Source organism: Streptomyces sp. NPDC000345, assembly GCF_042898825.1.
Taxonomy (GTDB): Bacteria; Actinomycetota; Actinomycetes; order Streptomycetales; family Streptomycetaceae; genus Streptomyces.
The window spans coordinates 54,383-68,627 of record NZ_JBIAZE010000003.1; the positions used below are offsets into that span (position 1 = coordinate 54,383).

The window sequence follows — 14,245 nt, forward strand, 5'->3', positions numbered from 1 at the left end:
GAATCGAGTGGACGGTCAGCTGTCGGAACCGCCGGCCCGCAGGCCGGCCAGGTCGGACTTGACAGTGTTGATCGGGATGGCGAAGCCGAGGCCGACGCTGCCTGCGTCCGTGGAGGACGAGGAGGCGGCGGAGTACATCGCGGAGTTGATGCCGATGATGTTGCCGCTCGCGTCGATGAGCGCGCCGCCGGAGTTGCCGGGGTTGAGGGACGCGTCCGTCTGGAGCGCCTTGTAGGTCGTGGTCGACGAGCCGGTGTCGCCGTTGAACTGCCGGCCGCCGAACTCGAACGGCCACTGCCCGCTGCCGCCGCCCTGCTGCTGTTGCTGCTGGCTCTCGTCGGTGGACACGGTCACGTCCCGGTTGAGCGCGGAGACGATGCCGCTGGTCACGGTGCCGGTCAGGCCCTCGGGGGAGCCGATCGCCACGACCTCGTCACCGACCTGGACGCCGTCGGAGTCGCCGAGGGTCGCCGCCTTCAGGCCGGAGGCGTTCTCCAGCTTGATCAGCGCGAGGTCCTTCTTGCTGTCGGTGCCGACGACCTTCGCGGTGTAGGACGTGCCGTCGCTGGTCGTCACCTTGATCGAGGAGGCGCCGGAGATGACGTGGTTGTTGGTGACGATCTCGCCGTCGCTGGTGATGATCACGCCGGAGCCGGTGGACGACCCGTTGCTGAGCGTGGCGTTGATCTCGACGACGCTCGGGCTGACCGCCGCGGCTATCGAGGCGACGTCCCCGGTCTTGCTGGAGGGCACCACGCTGGTCGTGCTGGAGGAGGAGACCACCGTGTCCTTGCCGGTCAGCTCCTGGATGCCGTACGCCGTGCCGCCTCCGATGGCGGCGGCGACGATCGCCACGGCGGCGAGCAGGGCCAGGGGGCCCCGGGCGCGCTTCTTCCCGGCGCCCGCCGGAGCGTCGGGGGCGGGCTCGGCCGCCACCGGGGTGAGGAGAGCGGTTCCGCCGCCGTTGCCGTCCCCGGCCGCGGAGGCCTGCGCCTGGGTCTGCCACACCGCGGTGGGCTCGACCACCGGCTGGTGGACCGGCTGCGGGTGGACCGGCTGCTGCTGCAGGGGCTGCTGCACCGGCTCGTACGCCGGCGGGGGCGGCCACTCCGGGCTGACGGGGGAGGAAGCGTGCTGCGGGGCGCCCTGGTAAGGGGTGTCGAAGTTCTCGTACTCGCCGCTGCGGCGGATGCTCTCGGTCATGGAAAGAAGCTTGTCCCGCGACCATGAGAGGTTCCTGAGTGCTCCCTGAGAAGGCCGCCAGAACCTCGTTCGCCCGAAATAAAGACGCATCCGGCGGCAGGGCGGTGCCTCTCAGAAAGCCTTCATACGGTCAGGGGCAGCCGCAGGAGCGACGCACCACCAGCCGCGAGGGGAACTGCTTCAGCCGCTCCCGCCGGGCCCCCGCGACCCGCACCCCGTCGTCCAGGACCAGGTCCACCGCCGCCCGTGCCATCGCCGACCGGTCCGATGCGATCGTTGTCATGGGCGGATCAGCGAGGGCCGCTTCCTTGATGTCGTCGAAGCCGATGACGGCCAGCTCGCCCGGTACGTCGATGCGCAGCTCGCGGGCCGCGCGCAGCAGGCCGATCGCCTGGTCGTCGGTGGAGCAGAAGATCGCGGGCGGGCGGTCCGGGCCCGACAGCAGTTCCAGCGCGACGCGGTAGGCGTCGTAGCGGTTGTACGGCGCCTCGAAGAGCCGGCCCTCGGTGCTGATGCCGGCCTCGTCCATGGCCTGCCGCCAGCCCTCGACGTGGTCGGAGACGGGGTCGCCGACGGAGGGTGTCTCGGCGGTGCCGCCCATACAGGCGACGTAGGCACAGCCGTGCTCCAGGAGATGCTGTACGGCGAGCCGGGCGCCGCCCAGGTCGTCGGTGACGACGGCGACGTCGTCGATGGCCTCGGGCCGCTCGTGCAGCAGCACCACCCGGGCGTCCCAGGCCTCGATCTCGGCGGCGGCCAGGTCGTTCAGCGCGTGGCTGACGAGGATGAGGCCGGAGACCCGCATGCCGAGGAACGCGCGCAGATAGTGGACCTCGCGCTCGGCGACGTAGTCGGTGTTGCCGACGAGGACCATCTTGCCGCGCTCGGACGCGGCCTGCTCGACCGCGTGTGCCATCTCGCCGAAGAAGGGCTGGCGGGCGTCCGGGATGATCAGACCTATGAGGTCCGTGCGCCGGGACGCCATCGCCTGGGCGACCCGGTCGGGCCGGTACCCCAGCTCCTTGATCGCGGCGAGGACACGCTCGCGCGTGGCCGGGGCGACCGGCCGGGGTCCGTTGTTGATGACGTAGCTGACGACGGCGGTGGAGGTTCCCGCCAGCCGTGCCACATCGTCCCGAGTCACCTTGGCCACGCGCGGAGTCTACGCGGATGGACCCGCCCTGGGCAGGGCGTACGTCACCTTCCCTGTGCGGAAGCAACGCCTCCGCCGAGCGGATCCGGGCCGGTACCGGCGGGTAACCGAGGGGTACCCGCGAGTACTACGCCTCCGCCGGGACCTCTTCGGCACCCACGGGTGCCGCGTTGTCCGTCTCGTCCGGCTTTGACCGCTCGGCCTTGGCCTTCGCGTCCTCGCCCCCGCGGTCCGCCTTCTCAGGGGTAACGAATCGATAACCGACGTTCCGGACGGTCCCGATCAGCGACTCGTGCTCCGGGCCGAGCTTGGCGCGCAGACGCCGTACGTGCACGTCGACGGTACGGGTGCCGCCGAAGTAGTCGTAGCCCCAGACCTCCTGCAGGAGCTGTGCGCGCGTGAACACCCGTCCCGGATGCTGGGCCAGGTACTTCAGCAGCTCGAACTCCTTGAAGGTGAGGTCGAGGACCCGGCCCTTCAGTTTCGCGCTGTACGTCGCCTCGTCGACCGACAGGTCGCCGTTGCGGATCTCCATCGGGGAGTCGTCGGCGACGATCTGCTGGCGGCCCATGGCCAGGCGGAGACGGGCCTCCACCTCGGCGGGGCCCGCCGTGTCCAGCAGGACGTCGTCGATGCCCCAGTCGGCGGTGACGGCGGCGAGACCGCCCTCCGTGACGACGAGGATGAGCGGACAGCCGGGGCCGGTGGAGCGCAGCAGCTGACACAGGCTGCGGACTTGCGGAAGGTCACGGCGGCCGTCGATCAGGATGACGTCGGCGCCGGGTGTGTCGACGAGGGCGGGGCCCTCCGCCGGTGCCACGCGCACGTTGTGCAGCAACAGGCCGAGGGCCGGAAGCACCTCTGTCGACGGCTGGAGGGCATTGGTCAGGAGCAGCAGAGAACTCATACGTCTGGTTCCTCCTCGGTCCCTGCGAGGACGTTTGCGGCACTGCGGCACTGCACTGCACGACTGCACAGCGGTCTGCGGTCTGCTCTGCGATCCCGAAGGCCCCGTACACCCGCGGTCACCAGGAGTTTCCCGCTTCGTATACAACGCTTCCGAAAGCACAAAAGGACCCGGGGGCTACGCTGCCCGAGTCCTCTGCCCAGCAGAATAGCCCACATGAGCAACAGTCGGGCAGGTCATGGGGCGCGTTCCACCGTTCGTCCGAACTGCGAGACGGGCACCCGCACACCATTGCGGACGTTTCTGCCCACCGCCGACGGGATTTCCATCGATTCCGTATACGACCCGGGTGCGGTCGTATACAACAGTTCGCCGCCATCCGCCGTTCACCCCGTGTTCGTGATCGCGCACGGGTTCACGGGCGACGTCGACCGCCCGCACGTGCGCCGGGTGGCGGACGCGTTCGCCCGGCACGGGGCCGTGGTCACGTTCTCCTTCCGGGGGCACGGGCGCTCCGGCGGGCGGTCGACGGTCGGCGACCGGGAGGTCCTGGACCTGGACGCGGCCGTGCGGTGGGCGCGGTCGCTCGGGCACCCGCGGGTGGTGACGGTCGGCTTCTCGATGGGCGGCTCGGTCGTGCTCCGGCACGCGGCCCTCCACCGGGGCGTGGACGCCGTGGTGTCCGTGAGCGCGCCCGCCCGCTGGTACTACCGGGGCACCGCCCCCATGCGCCGGCTGCACTGGCTGATCACCCGCCCCGAGGGCCGGCTGGTCGGCCGCTACGGCTTCCGCACCCGCATCCACCACCGCGACTGGGATCCCGTACCGCTCTCCCCGTCGGAGGCGGTGCCGAGGATCGCGCCCACTCCGCTGCTGATCGTGCACGGCGACCGCGACGGCTACTTCCCCCTCGACCACCCCCGGATGCTCGCCGCGGCCGCCGGTGACCACGGCGAACTCTGGCTGGAGCCCGGCATGGGCCACGCCGAGCACGCGGCCGGCGACGGCCTGCTGGCCCGGATCGGGGACTGGGCGGCCGCGCGGGCGGGCTAGCCTGAACCCTGTTGACGAACCGAACACGAACCGATCCGAAAAGGAATGCGATGCCAAAGGTCACGGTGCGCTACTGGGCGGCCGCCAAGGCCGCGGCGGGGATCGCCGAGGAGCCGTTCGACGCGGACACCCTCGCCGACGCCCTCGACGCCGCGCGTGCGCGACACCCCGGCGAACTCGTGCGTGTCCTGCGGCGATGCTCGTTCCTGGTGGACGGTGACCCCGTGGGCACCCGTGAACATGAGACGGTACGGCTGGCCGACGGCGGCACGGTCGAGGTGCTCCCGCCGTTCGCAGGAGGGTGAGGATGAGCGACCAGCAGCCGTATCAGCAGTATCCGGGGTACGACCAGCAGGGCTGGCCCGGGCAGCAGCAGGGGTACGACGACCCGCAGGCGCACCTCCAGTACACCCAGCAGTGGCAGGGCCAGACCTGGGAGACCAGCGTCCAGCCGCCGGTCGGCGCGGCCGATCCGGCCGAGACCTCGTATCTGCCGCCCCAGGGGGCCGACGGCGGGTATCCGCAGCCGGGGTACGACGCGGGGTACGGCCCGGGGTACGGCGGCGGATACGCGGCACCCGGTACGGCCGCGCCCGCCGCGGATCCCGCCTACCCGGCGCCCGGTGCCGGCGGGCCCGCCGCAGACCCCGCCTACCCGGCGCCCGGTGCTGCAGGCCTTGCCCACCCGTCCCGCCCCAGCGGGACGACCGCCCGAGGCGGGAGCGCGGGCGTGGGCGGGAGCGGAGCCGGGGGTGGGGCGGTGCAGGGTGCTGCAGGACCCGAGTACGGACCCGCCACGCTGGCCGGCAACGCCCGGGTCACCGATGCCCAGCGGGCCCGTATGGAGGGCCGCTCGCCGATCATCGAGCCGGGGATCCAGCCTGCCGCGCTCACCGCGCTCCTCGGCCTGCTCCTGTCGGGTGCGGCGGCCGTCGGCTCGTACGCCCTGCTGGTCCCGCTCGTCGTCCTGCAGGCCGTGACGGCCGCGGGATGGTTCCGGCTGAACGGCATGTGGCCGGCCCGGCAGGGCATCGCGCTCGCCTTCCTCGGCGCGCTGGTCTCGGACGTGGCGCTCCTCGTGGCCGGCCGTGAACACGCGCCCGCCGCGATCCTCGGCACCCTCGGCGTGTGGGTGCTGCTCTGTCTGGTGCTCCAGCTGCGCTCGCACGCCGACCCGGACGAGCGGATGTACGGCCTGATGGCGACCGTCGCCTCCTCGGCGCTGGCGATCCTCGCCACCGGTCACCTCGGCGCGGAGCCGGACGCGGTGTCCGTGGGCGCCGCGGCCGTCGCGGTGGCCGTCCTGGCCCGCGCGCTGCCGCTGCCGACGCCCGCCTCGGCCGTCGTGTCGCTGCTCGCCGCGGCGGGCGCGGGCATCGCGGTCGGCGGGATGACCGGGATGGGCGCGCGGGGCGCGCTGCTCGGCGCGGGCGCGGCGGTGTGCGCGCTGATCGGCCACCGGGTCGCGAGCTACGACTACCCCTCCCGCTTCGTCCACTTCACGGCGGGCGTGGCCCTGCCGCTGGCGGCCGCCGCTCCGGCGGTGTACGTGCTGGGCCGGGCGCTGGGATAAGGGGCAGGACCGCCGCCGGACCGGCCCCGCCCGCCGCCCGGACGGGGGCCGGGGTCTGTCACAGCTGATCGACAATCGCCGGGCGGCCCCTCTCCCCAGGGTTACGGTGGGTCGTCAGCCATCGACCAGGCCATCCGGGGGAGCAACGGCAATGCGCGCGCTTCGAATACTGCTGATCGTCGTGGTGATCCTGGGCGGTCTCTTCGTCCTCGCGGACCGTCTTGCGGTCAACTTCGCCGAGAACGAGGCCGCGGACAAGCTCAGGACCACCGAGGGGCTGGCCACCACCCCGGACGTGTCCATCAAGGGCTTTCCCTTCCTCACCCAGGTCGTCGGCGGCTCGCTGGACGACGTCGAGGTGGGCATCGCGGACTACGAGGCGGACACCGGCACCGAGGGCGGCACCATCCGCATCGACGACCTCGAGGCCGACATGAAGGGCGTCGAGTTCTCCGGCGACTACAGCTCCGCCACCGCCACCACGGCCACCGGGACGGCGACCGTCGCCTACGACGAGCTGCTGAAGACCGCCAAGAACGAGGAGACCCAGCTGCCGCTGGGCGTCACCGCCAAGGTCGTCGGCCTCTCCGACGGCGGCAACGGCAAGATCAAGGTCGCGGTCAAGGTGAGCGTCCTGCAGCAGCCCGTCCACGTCCTCAGCACCGTCACCGTCGACGGGGACACCGTCCGGGTGCACGCCGACTCGATCCCCAGCTTCGGCGGGGTCGAGGCCGCCGAGAACGAGGTGCGCTCCATCACCGACTTCGAGCAGAAGATCGAGGGCCTGCCGGGCGGCATCCAACTCGCCGGGGTCCAGGCGGAGAAGAACGGTGTCGAGATCACGGTGAAGGGTTCGAACGTGCGGCTGGCCGGGTAGTACCCCCGGCGCCGGACGGACGGTGTCCGACAGGCGAGACGCCGCCGTCCGTACCGCAGATGTGACGGCGGATACATGTGCCCGGAGCCCTTGCGGGGGTGGCCCGGGCGCATCTTCGTCCCAGGATGCGGACGATCGCGTCTCACTATGCGGCTCGTTGGTGACACGCCCGCCTGTCCGTCCCTACGATCGACCGCATGATGCAGCGACAGGCGGATCTCACGAAGCGGCGGGCAGTCGACCTGTGCCGCGTCGCCGCCATGCTCTGTCGCACCGTCTGAAGCGGAAGCGCCGCCGGCCTTCCGCGCCTCCCGGCGCCCTCGATCCGAGGGCATCCGTGCGCCGGCCGCCGGCGAGACCCGGCCGCGCACCCCCTCTTTTTTTCTTGCACACCCCCGCCGCAACTGCCCCGGAGGAGAACGAGCATGAGCCGCAGCGACGTCCTGGTCGACGCCGACTGGCTGCAGGACCACCTGGACGACGAGAACATCGCCGTCGTCGAGGTGGACGAGGACACCTCGGCCTACGAGAAGAACCACATCAAGAACGCGATCCGGATCGACTGGACCAAGGACCTCCAGGACCCGGTCCGCCGTGACTTCATCGACCAGGAGGGCTTCGAGAAGCTCCTGTCGGCGAAGGGCATCGCCAACGACACCCTGGTGATCCTCTACGGCGGCAACAACAACTGGTTCGCGTCCTACGCCTACTGGTACTTCAAGCTGTACGGCCACGAGAACGTCAAGCTCCTCGACGGCGGCCGCAAGAAGTGGGAGCTGGACGCCCGCGAGCTGGTCGACGGCAACGAGGTCCCCGAGCGCCCGGCGACCGACTACAAGGCCAAGCCGCAGGACACCTCCATCCGCGCCTTCCGTGACGACGTGGTGGCGGCCATCGGCTCGCAGAACCTGGTCGACGTCCGCTCGCCCGACGAGTTCAGCGGCAAGCTGCTCGCGCCGGCCCACCTTCCGCAGGAGCAGTCGCAGCGTCCGGGCCACGTCCCGAGCGCCCGCAACATCCCGTGGTCGAAGAACGCCAACGACGACGGCACCTTCAAGTCGGACGAGGACCTCAAGGCCCTCTACGCCGACGAGCAGGTGGACCTGGCGAAGGACACCATCGCCTACTGCCGTATCGGCGAGCGCTCGGCCCTGACCTGGTTCGTCCTGCACGAGCTGCTCGGTGTCGAGAACGTCAAGAACTACGACGGCTCCTGGACCGAGTACGGCTCCCTGGTCGGCGTGCCGATCGAGCTCGGCGCCAACAAGTAAGCCGCAGCGCGGCAGACCCCGAGAACCCACCCTCATCCCGACCGGCCTTCCTTCCGGTCAGACCCCTTCTGGAGAAAGACATGTGTGGAGCGAAGGCCGGCGGCCCGGACGCCTCGACGATCAAGCCCGGTGAGACCACGATCCAGGGCCAGGTGACCCGCGACGGCGAGCCGGTGACCGGATACGTCCGGCTGCTGGACTCGACCGGCGAGTTCACCGCGGAGGTCCCGACCTCCGCCACCGGACAGTTCCGTTTCTACGCGGCCGAGGGCACCTGGACCGTCCGCGCCCTCGTCCCCGGCGGCACCGCCGACCGTACGGTCGTCGCGCAGAAGGGCGGCCTCGCGGAGGTCGCGATCGCGGTCTGAGGACCGACCGGCTCGGGCGGCTGTGACGGACGCCTCACGGCGCAGGGCCGTACCCCAAGGGTTCACCCCCGGGGTACGGCCCTCCGCCGTTCCCGGACCTACGCTGGAGACATGTACGCACGCCGGCGTCACATCTACTTCGCCATGATGGGCACCTGCATCGGGCTGTTCGTCCTGGCCTGGGGAGTCGTCCGCATCTGGTCGGTGCCGGTGGCCGTCGGGATGTGCGTGGTCGCGATGGTGATCCCTCCGCTCGCCGCCATGGTCGCCAACCGCCGCGGCCCCGAGGACCGCTGGTGGGACGACCCGTCCGGCGACCCGAAGTCCGACGAGTGGTGGGACGAACTCGACGGCAGGAAGCGCCGTCAGTAGACGAGCGCCTGCGTCTCGTCCCCGAGTGCCTCCTGCACGAAGACCTGCGCGCCCGCGATCCGTACGCCCTCCATGACGTCCTTCTCCGTGATGTCCCGGCGGGCCGCGCACTGCGTGCACAGGGTGAGGCGGCCGCCGGCCAGGATCGAGTCGAGCAGGTCGGGCAGCGGGGCGGCGTGCGGCAGCTCGAACCCGGCGGCCCGGCCCGGCAGCGCGAACCATGCGGACTCCCCGGTCAGCCACAGGGAGACGTCGACACCGCTGGCCACGGCCACCGCCGCGACCGTGAACGCCTGCGAGCACCGCTCGGGGGCATCGGCCCCCGCGGTCACCTTGATCACGAGCTTCTTCGCCATGTGGGCAGCGTAGTTGCAGCGACGTGCCCGAGCGTGATCAAACCGATGTACAACCCCCGGTGAGACCGGTGAGTCTGCTGTGAAGCACGCATAGGGAATGCGTGCTTCACCGTTTGTGGGGGATGTCTTGGAAGTACCCGATCCGCCCGTGGAGCCGCGCCCGCGCCGCCGGGGCCGTACGGCCCGGCTGATCGCCACCGCCGCGGTGCTCGGTGTCGTGGCGGGCGCCTGCGCGGGCTACCTGATCCAGGCCGACCGCGAGCCGACGAAGCTGCCGCCCCTGTCCCAGCCCGTGATCGGCCAGGCCAAGGGTGAGGCCGAGCCGCTGTCGGCCGCCCAGGACCGCCGGGTGAAGACGGACGGCGACCTGCGGAAGCTGCTCGTGGAACGGCCCAAGGGGGCGAAGGACACCGACGCCGAGCTGGGCACCGACGGCTGGCTCGGTCTCGCGGAGTACGCGGACCGCTACCTCGGACCGTCCGACACCTTCAGCGATCTCGCCAGTGACGAGTTCCGCCGGGCGGCCGTGACCTCGTGGAAGGTGGGCGAGACATACCTCGCCGAGTCGGTCCTGGTGCAGTTCCGGCAGGAGGACAAGCTGGCGGCCGCCGAGTGGGCCGAGAACGGCTACCACTGGGCCATGGACGAGGACGACACCCGCAGCTGGCCCCTTCCCGGCACGGGAGAGGGCAACGGGACGGTCTTCGTCCACGACACCCCCGAGCGCAAGGCCGGCTACCTCCCGCTGTACACGGCCGAGGCGCACGCCTGGCGCGGGGACATCTACATGGAGATCTGGATCTTCGACAGCAAGCCGATTCCCAAGGCCAAGATCATGGACCTGGCCCGGCAGCAGATGGGGAAGCTGTGACCGAGAACCCGGTGAGCACGGACTCCGCCGAGGCCGGCGACGTCCCCGAGGCCGCCGAGAACAAGCCGGTGCGGCGTGGTCGTATCGCCGCCGTCGCCGGAGCCGCGCTGCTGGCCGCCGCGCTCGTCGCCGGTGTCGGCTACACCGTCGTGACCGTGCGGGACGCCGACCGCGACCCGGGCAAGCCGGTCTGGGGGCAGCCGAAGGCCGCCAAGGACAAGGCCGGGAACGAACCGAAGGCCGGCTCGCTGAGCGCGCTCTTCCTGCCGTTCGGCACCGCCGGCTACGAACGCGGCCCCGACCTCGGGGAGCACGGCTCCGACGCCGAGTTCGACGAGCAGCGGGCCAACGCCCTGCGCAAGGAGCCGTTGCGGGACCTGCCTCGTTCCACGCGCAAGGCTCTGGAGAAGGAGGTCGACAAGCAGCGCATCAAGGGCATGGCGATGCGCAGCTACCTGGTCATCGACGGCTACCGGTTCGACGAGACGGCCCATTTCACGGCCGAGGTCACGCTGACACGGATGGCGAACCGCGATGCCGTACGTCGGCTGTCGACGTCCTACAACTCCTTCTTCGCGGCCACCGACGTCTTCCGCAAGGGGCCGACGATCAAGGGCCACAAGGACGCGCGGTGCTTCCTGACGCCCAAGGGCGAGGACAAGCAGGACCTGGACGGCCTGTTCTGCTCGGCATACGTCGGAGACGTGCTGGTCAGCGTCAGCGCCAGCGGCCCGAGCCCGCTGGACACCAAGGGCATGGCCACCTTCCTGGCCGCCCAACTCGACCGCATCGACGACCCGGGGCAGGCCGTATGACCGAGCAGACCGAGACCCACACCGAGACCGGGCCCCGGACCGAGACCGAGACCGGGCCCCGGACCGAGACCGAGACCCGGGCCAGGACCGAGCCGCGGATCGAGGCCCAGGCCGGTGCCGAGGGCTCGGCAGAGTCCCAGCCACCGGCGGCCGAACCGGCTTCGGCGCCCGTCACCTCGGACCCCGTCACCTCGGCGCCCGTCACCTCGGCGCCCGTCACCTCGGCGCCCGTCACCTCGGCGCCCGTCACCTCGGCGCCCGTCACCTCGGCGCCCGTCACGTCGGACTCCGTCACGTCGGACTCCGTCACGTCGGACTCCGTCACGTCGGACTCCGTCACCTCGGACCCCCTCGCCTTGGGTCCCCTCGCCCCGGACGCCCCGGCGGCGCCCGCCGTCAGGAAGGACCGCCGTGCCCTCCGTGCCGTTGCGCGCTGGGCCGCCGTGGTCACCGTCTTCGGCGCGCTCGGTGCCGGTACGGCCGTGGGGATCACGCGGATGGAGCGGACGGACGTGCCGGGTCTCGCCACCGAGTCGGACGGGCGCTGGGCGTACCCGGAGCTGACCCGGCCGCCGCTGCCCACCGGCCGCCCCGGGCCGCTCGCGGCGGACAACCCCGCCGGCGCCCACTACGCGGACCTGCGCGGACTGCTGCTCCCGGCGCCCGAGGGAGCGACGGAGGACAAGGCGCTGCGCGGCGACGACGGCTGGCTCGCCCGGAAGGACTTTCTGGCGGTGTACGGGTCGGCGAAGGACCGTACGGAGGTCGGCCAGGCGCTGACCGACTACGGCCTGCGGCACATCGCCGCCCGCGGCTGGACCACCCCGGACGGCACCCGCACCGGCGTCTACCTGCTCCAGTTCGACACGGGCGAGGTCGCCGACGAGATCTTCGAGGACTTCACCGAGTACGACTCCCCGGTGCACGCGCTGCGAGGCGCGTCAGGGACGGAGTACGACGAGGGCTTCCCGAGCGCCGCCGCGCTGGAGGGCGTGCGCCGCTTCGCCTACGACGAGGCGAAGCCGTACGGCCCCGAGCAGGTCCGGCAGGCCTACGTCGTCTGCGGGGACGTGGTGGGCCTGGTGGTGCAGTCCCGCAAGGGAGAGGCCGCGGACGTCCCCTTCCAGCAGACCGTGCTGCTGCAGAGCCAGCTGCTCGGCTGAGAGCCCTACCTCACTCGGAGGGCCGGTCCCCGGCCGCGTAAGCTGGGGGCCGGCCTTGTGTACGTACGGAACCAACTCCGCTCATCCGAGGAGCACCCCGTGGAGATCTTCTTCGAAACCCTGCTGGTCCTGGTCTGCGTCGGTGTCCTCGCCTTCGCTGCCCTGACCGTGAAGAAGCTGTACCAGGGCCAGCGCTGACCGACCACTCCAGGAACTGCCAACCATGATCGAGATCCCGTCCGACCTCCACAAGGACCTCGTCCCCCTCGCCTTCCTGCTGGGCACCTGGGCGGGCGCGGGCGTGCACGACTTCCCGGGCTCGGAGAAGTGCAACTTCGGGCAGGAGGTCACCTTCAGCCACGACGGCCGGGACTTCCTGGAGTACCACTCCCGCACCTGGGTGCTGGACAACGACGGCAACAAGGTCCGGCCCCTGGAGTCCGAGTCCGGCTTCTGGCGGATCCACGGCACCCGCAAGGTCGAGATCACGATGACCCGCGACGACGGCGTCATCGAGATCTGGTACGGCGAGCTGGCCGACAAGAAGCCGCAGATCGACCTGGTCACGGACGCGGTGGCCCGCACGGCCTCCTCCCGCCCCTACACCGGCGGCAAGCGGCTCTACGGCTACGTCAAGAGCGACCTGATGTGGGTCGGCGAGAAGCAGACCCCCGAGGTCGGGCTGCGCCCCTACATGTCGGCCCACCTGAAGAAGGTCGTCACCCCGGAAGAGGTCGAGCGCTGGGCCAAGGCCCTCCCCGACGACCTCCCGGACGACGGCATCGCCTTCTTCAAGTAGGCCTCCGCAAGTAGTTCTAGACTCGTCGGTGTGGTGAGCACCGACTGGAAGAGCGACCTCAGGCAGCGCGGCTACCGGCTGACGCCGCAGCGCCAGCTTGTCCTCGAAGCCGTGGACACCCTGGAGCACGCGACCCCCGACGACATCCTCGTGGAAGTGAGGAAGACGGCGTCGGGGGTCAACATTTCGACGGTCTACCGGACGCTGGAGCTGCTGGAGGAACTCGGCCTGGTCAGCCACGCGCATCTGGGCCACGGCGCGCCGACCTACCACCTCGCCGACCGGCACCACCACATCCACCTGGTCTGCCGGGACTGCCAGAACGTCATCGAGGCGGACGTCAAGGTGGCCGCCGAGTTCACGGCCAAGCTCCGGCAGACCTTCGGTTTCGAGACCGACATGAAGCACTTCGCGATCTTCGGCCGCTGCAAGGACTGCGCGCTCAAGGATTCGACGGCCAAGAGTTCAATTACCGAGTCGTAGGCTTACGTCCATGAAGAGCCCCCTGCTGTCCCTGCCCGGCGCCGTCCCCGCCGAGGGCGTGGACGAAGGCGTCGCCGCCCACTACGGCGACCTGTTCCGCGAGCAGCGCGCCCTCGCCGAGGGCACCGGCTTCGTCGACCTCTCGCACCGCGGCGTCGTCACCGTCAGCGGTGAGGACCGCCTGAGCTGGCTGCACCTCCTCCTCACCCAGCACGTCAGCGATCTCCCGCCCGGCCAGGCCACCGAGGCCCTGATCCTCTCCGCCCACGGGCACATCGAGCACGCGCTCTACCTGGTCGACGACGGTGCGACGGTGTGGGCGCACGTCGAGCCCGGCACCCAGGACGCGCTGATCGCGTACCTGGAGTCGATGAAGTTCTTCTACCGGGTCGAGGTCGCCGACCGCACCGCCGACACCGCCGTCGTCCATCTGCCCGCCGGCTCCATCGCCGAGGTGCCGCAGGACGTCGTCGTCCGCGAGACCCCGTACGGCCGCGACCTCTTCCTCCCGCGCGCCGACCTGGAGTCGTACGCGGAGAAGGCGGGCCCTGCGGCCGGGATCCTGGCGTACGAGGCGCTGCGCGTCGAGCAGCACCGCCCCCGCGTCGGCTTCGAGACCGACCACCGCACCATCCCGCACGAGCTGGGCTGGATCGGTACGGCGGTGCATCTGCAGAAGGGCTGCTACCGCGGCCAGGAGACCGTCGCCCGCGTGCAGAACCTGGGCAAGCCGCCCCGCCGGCTGGTCTTCCTCCACCTCGACGGCAGCGAGGTCCACCTCCCGGCCCCCGGCACCGAACTCCGGGTCGCCGACGAGGCGCCCGACGGCCGCAAGATCGGCTTCATCACGACGTCCGTGCGCCATCACGAACTGGGGCCGGTGGCCCTGGCCCTGGTGAAGCGGAACATCCCGGTGGACGCCCCCCTGATGGCCGGCACGACGGCGGCGGCCCAGGAGGCGGTGGTCGAGCCCTAGGACAC

At 71.1% G+C, this 14,245-nt stretch carries 18 protein-coding genes; 14 read left to right on the forward strand and 4 right to left on the reverse strand.

The window, feature by feature from the left end; translation table 11 throughout:
- Positions 1 to 15 precede the first annotated feature (15 nt).
- The 3 genes from ACFY30_RS07680 to ACFY30_RS07690 form a co-directional block, all read right to left on the reverse strand.
- A complete protein-coding gene (locus ACFY30_RS07680; protein ID WP_390844258.1) occupies positions 16 to 1,203 on the reverse strand; it encodes a S1C family serine protease in 1,188 nt (395 codons plus the stop codon).
- A 130-nt stretch (positions 1,204 to 1,333) separates the two neighbouring features.
- Complete coding sequence (locus ACFY30_RS07685) at positions 1,334 to 2,356, reverse strand: LacI family DNA-binding transcriptional regulator (RefSeq protein WP_390660560.1); 1,023 nt, start codon at positions 2,354 to 2,356, stop codon at positions 1,334 to 1,336.
- 127 nt (positions 2,357 to 2,483) lie between these two features.
- Positions 2,484 to 3,263 (reverse strand): response regulator transcription factor, encoded by a 780-nt coding sequence (locus ACFY30_RS07690; RefSeq protein ID WP_390844259.1) that lies wholly within the window; start codon positions 3,261 to 3,263, stop codon positions 2,484 to 2,486.
- A 216-nt stretch (positions 3,264 to 3,479) separates the two neighbouring features.
- Here ACFY30_RS07690 and ACFY30_RS07695 point away from each other — a divergent pair, with 216 nt between their 5' ends.
- The 8 genes from ACFY30_RS07695 (at position 3,480) to ACFY30_RS07730 (ending at position 8,777) form a co-directional block, all read left to right on the forward strand.
- Positions 3,480 to 4,316 carry an alpha/beta hydrolase gene (locus ACFY30_RS07695; RefSeq protein ID WP_390844260.1) on the forward strand — a complete coding sequence of 279 codons (837 nt, stop codon included), beginning with the start codon at positions 3,480 to 3,482 and terminating at the stop codon, positions 4,314 to 4,316.
- A gap of 50 nt (positions 4,317 to 4,366) precedes the next feature.
- Positions 4,367 to 4,621, forward strand: a complete 255-nt coding sequence (locus tag ACFY30_RS07700; protein ID WP_390844261.1) for a MoaD/ThiS family protein — start codon at positions 4,367 to 4,369, stop codon at positions 4,619 to 4,621.
- Between the two features lie 2 nt (positions 4,622 to 4,623).
- Entirely contained in the window at positions 4,624 to 5,889 is a 1,266-nt protein-coding gene (locus ACFY30_RS07705) for a hypothetical protein (RefSeq protein ID WP_390844262.1), read from the forward strand.
- A 151-nt stretch (positions 5,890 to 6,040) separates the two neighbouring features.
- Positions 6,041 to 6,766, forward strand: a complete 726-nt coding sequence (locus ACFY30_RS07710) for a DUF2993 domain-containing protein (protein ID WP_390844263.1) — start codon at positions 6,041 to 6,043, stop codon at positions 6,764 to 6,766.
- Between the two features lie 200 nt (positions 6,767 to 6,966).
- A complete protein-coding gene (locus tag ACFY30_RS07715; RefSeq protein WP_359274367.1) occupies positions 6,967 to 7,047 on the forward strand; it encodes a putative leader peptide in 81 nt (26 codons plus the stop codon).
- Positions 7,048 to 7,191: 144 nt separating this feature from the next.
- Complete coding sequence (locus tag ACFY30_RS07720; protein ID WP_390844265.1) at positions 7,192 to 8,037, forward strand: sulfurtransferase; 846 nt, start codon at positions 7,192 to 7,194, stop codon at positions 8,035 to 8,037.
- Between the two features lie 80 nt (positions 8,038 to 8,117).
- Positions 8,118 to 8,405 (forward strand): DUF1416 domain-containing protein, encoded by a 288-nt coding sequence (locus ACFY30_RS07725; protein WP_009189358.1) that lies wholly within the window; start codon positions 8,118 to 8,120, stop codon positions 8,403 to 8,405.
- Positions 8,406 to 8,516: 111 nt separating this feature from the next.
- The gene (locus tag ACFY30_RS07730; protein WP_390844266.1) at positions 8,517 to 8,777 is read left to right on the forward strand and encodes a DUF3099 domain-containing protein; all 261 of its coding nucleotides are present in this window, start codon (positions 8,517 to 8,519) and stop codon (positions 8,775 to 8,777) included.
- On the opposite strand, the gene ACFY30_RS07735 is transcribed toward ACFY30_RS07730, so the two are convergent.
- Positions 8,771 to 9,133 carry a DsrE family protein gene (locus tag ACFY30_RS07735; protein WP_390844267.1) on the reverse strand — a complete coding sequence of 121 codons (363 nt, stop codon included), beginning with the start codon at positions 9,131 to 9,133 and terminating at the stop codon, positions 8,771 to 8,773. The two genes, ACFY30_RS07730 and ACFY30_RS07735, sit on opposite strands and share 7 nt — an antisense overlap.
- Before the next feature lie 127 nt (positions 9,134 to 9,260).
- Here ACFY30_RS07735 and ACFY30_RS07740 point away from each other — a divergent pair, with 127 nt between their 5' ends.
- The 6 genes from ACFY30_RS07740 (at position 9,261) to ACFY30_RS07765 (ending at position 14,240) form a co-directional block, all read left to right on the forward strand.
- Positions 9,261 to 10,004, forward strand: a complete 744-nt coding sequence (locus ACFY30_RS07740; RefSeq protein ID WP_390844268.1) for a hypothetical protein — start codon at positions 9,261 to 9,263, stop codon at positions 10,002 to 10,004.
- Complete coding sequence (locus tag ACFY30_RS07745) at positions 10,001 to 10,819, forward strand: hypothetical protein (RefSeq protein ID WP_390844269.1); 819 nt, start codon at positions 10,001 to 10,003, stop codon at positions 10,817 to 10,819. The genes ACFY30_RS07740 and ACFY30_RS07745 overlap by 4 nt, the downstream gene beginning before the upstream one ends.
- A 356-nt stretch (positions 10,820 to 11,175) precedes the next feature.
- Complete coding sequence (locus tag ACFY30_RS07750; protein WP_390844716.1) at positions 11,176 to 11,982, forward strand: hypothetical protein; 807 nt, start codon at positions 11,176 to 11,178, stop codon at positions 11,980 to 11,982.
- 223 nt (positions 11,983 to 12,205) lie between these two features.
- Complete coding sequence (locus ACFY30_RS07755; protein ID WP_390660549.1) at positions 12,206 to 12,781, forward strand: FABP family protein; 576 nt, start codon at positions 12,206 to 12,208, stop codon at positions 12,779 to 12,781.
- A 30-nt stretch (positions 12,782 to 12,811) separates the two neighbouring features.
- Positions 12,812 to 13,264: a Fur family transcriptional regulator gene (locus tag ACFY30_RS07760; protein WP_390660548.1), complete on the forward strand. Its 453-nt coding sequence runs from the start codon at positions 12,812 to 12,814 to the stop codon at positions 13,262 to 13,264.
- A gap of 10 nt (positions 13,265 to 13,274) precedes the next feature.
- Positions 13,275 to 14,240, forward strand: coding sequence for a YgfZ/GcvT domain-containing protein (locus tag ACFY30_RS07765; protein ID WP_390844270.1), 966 nt, complete (start codon positions 13,275 to 13,277; stop codon positions 14,238 to 14,240).
- Positions 14,241 to 14,245 lie beyond the last annotated feature (5 nt).

Excerpts from the sequence above, each read along its gene's own strand:
- ACFY30_RS07705 (WP_390844262.1), top strand. The coding sequence starts at position 4,624 with ATGAGCGACCAGCAGCCGTATCAGCAGTATCCGGGGTACGACCAGCAG.
- ACFY30_RS07720 (WP_390844265.1), top strand. The coding sequence starts at position 7,192 with ATGAGCCGCAGCGACGTCCTGGTCGACGCCGACTGGCTGCAGGACCAC.
- ACFY30_RS07700 (WP_390844261.1), top strand. The coding sequence starts at position 4,367 with ATGCCAAAGGTCACGGTGCGCTACTGGGCGGCCGCCAAGGCCGCGGCG.
- ACFY30_RS07755 (WP_390660549.1), top strand. The coding sequence starts at position 12,206 with ATGATCGAGATCCCGTCCGACCTCCACAAGGACCTCGTCCCCCTCGCC.
- ACFY30_RS07735 (WP_390844267.1), bottom strand. The coding sequence starts at position 9,133 with ATGGCGAAGAAGCTCGTGATCAAGGTGACCGCGGGGGCCGATGCCCCC.
- ACFY30_RS07690 (WP_390844259.1), bottom strand. The coding sequence starts at position 3,263 with ATGAGTTCTCTGCTGCTCCTGACCAATGCCCTCCAGCCGTCGACAGAG.
- ACFY30_RS07680 (WP_390844258.1), bottom strand. The coding sequence starts at position 1,203 with ATGACCGAGAGCATCCGCCGCAGCGGCGAGTACGAGAACTTCGACACC.
- ACFY30_RS07730 (WP_390844266.1), top strand. The coding sequence starts at position 8,517 with ATGTACGCACGCCGGCGTCACATCTACTTCGCCATGATGGGCACCTGC.
- ACFY30_RS07695 (WP_390844260.1), top strand. The coding sequence starts at position 3,480 with ATGAGCAACAGTCGGGCAGGTCATGGGGCGCGTTCCACCGTTCGTCCG.
- ACFY30_RS07725 (WP_009189358.1), top strand. The coding sequence starts at position 8,118 with ATGTGTGGAGCGAAGGCCGGCGGCCCGGACGCCTCGACGATCAAGCCC.
- ACFY30_RS07765 (WP_390844270.1), top strand. The coding sequence starts at position 13,275 with ATGAAGAGCCCCCTGCTGTCCCTGCCCGGCGCCGTCCCCGCCGAGGGC.
- ACFY30_RS07715 (WP_359274367.1), top strand. The coding sequence starts at position 6,967 with ATGCAGCGACAGGCGGATCTCACGAAGCGGCGGGCAGTCGACCTGTGC.
- ACFY30_RS07710 (WP_390844263.1), top strand. The coding sequence starts at position 6,041 with ATGCGCGCGCTTCGAATACTGCTGATCGTCGTGGTGATCCTGGGCGGT.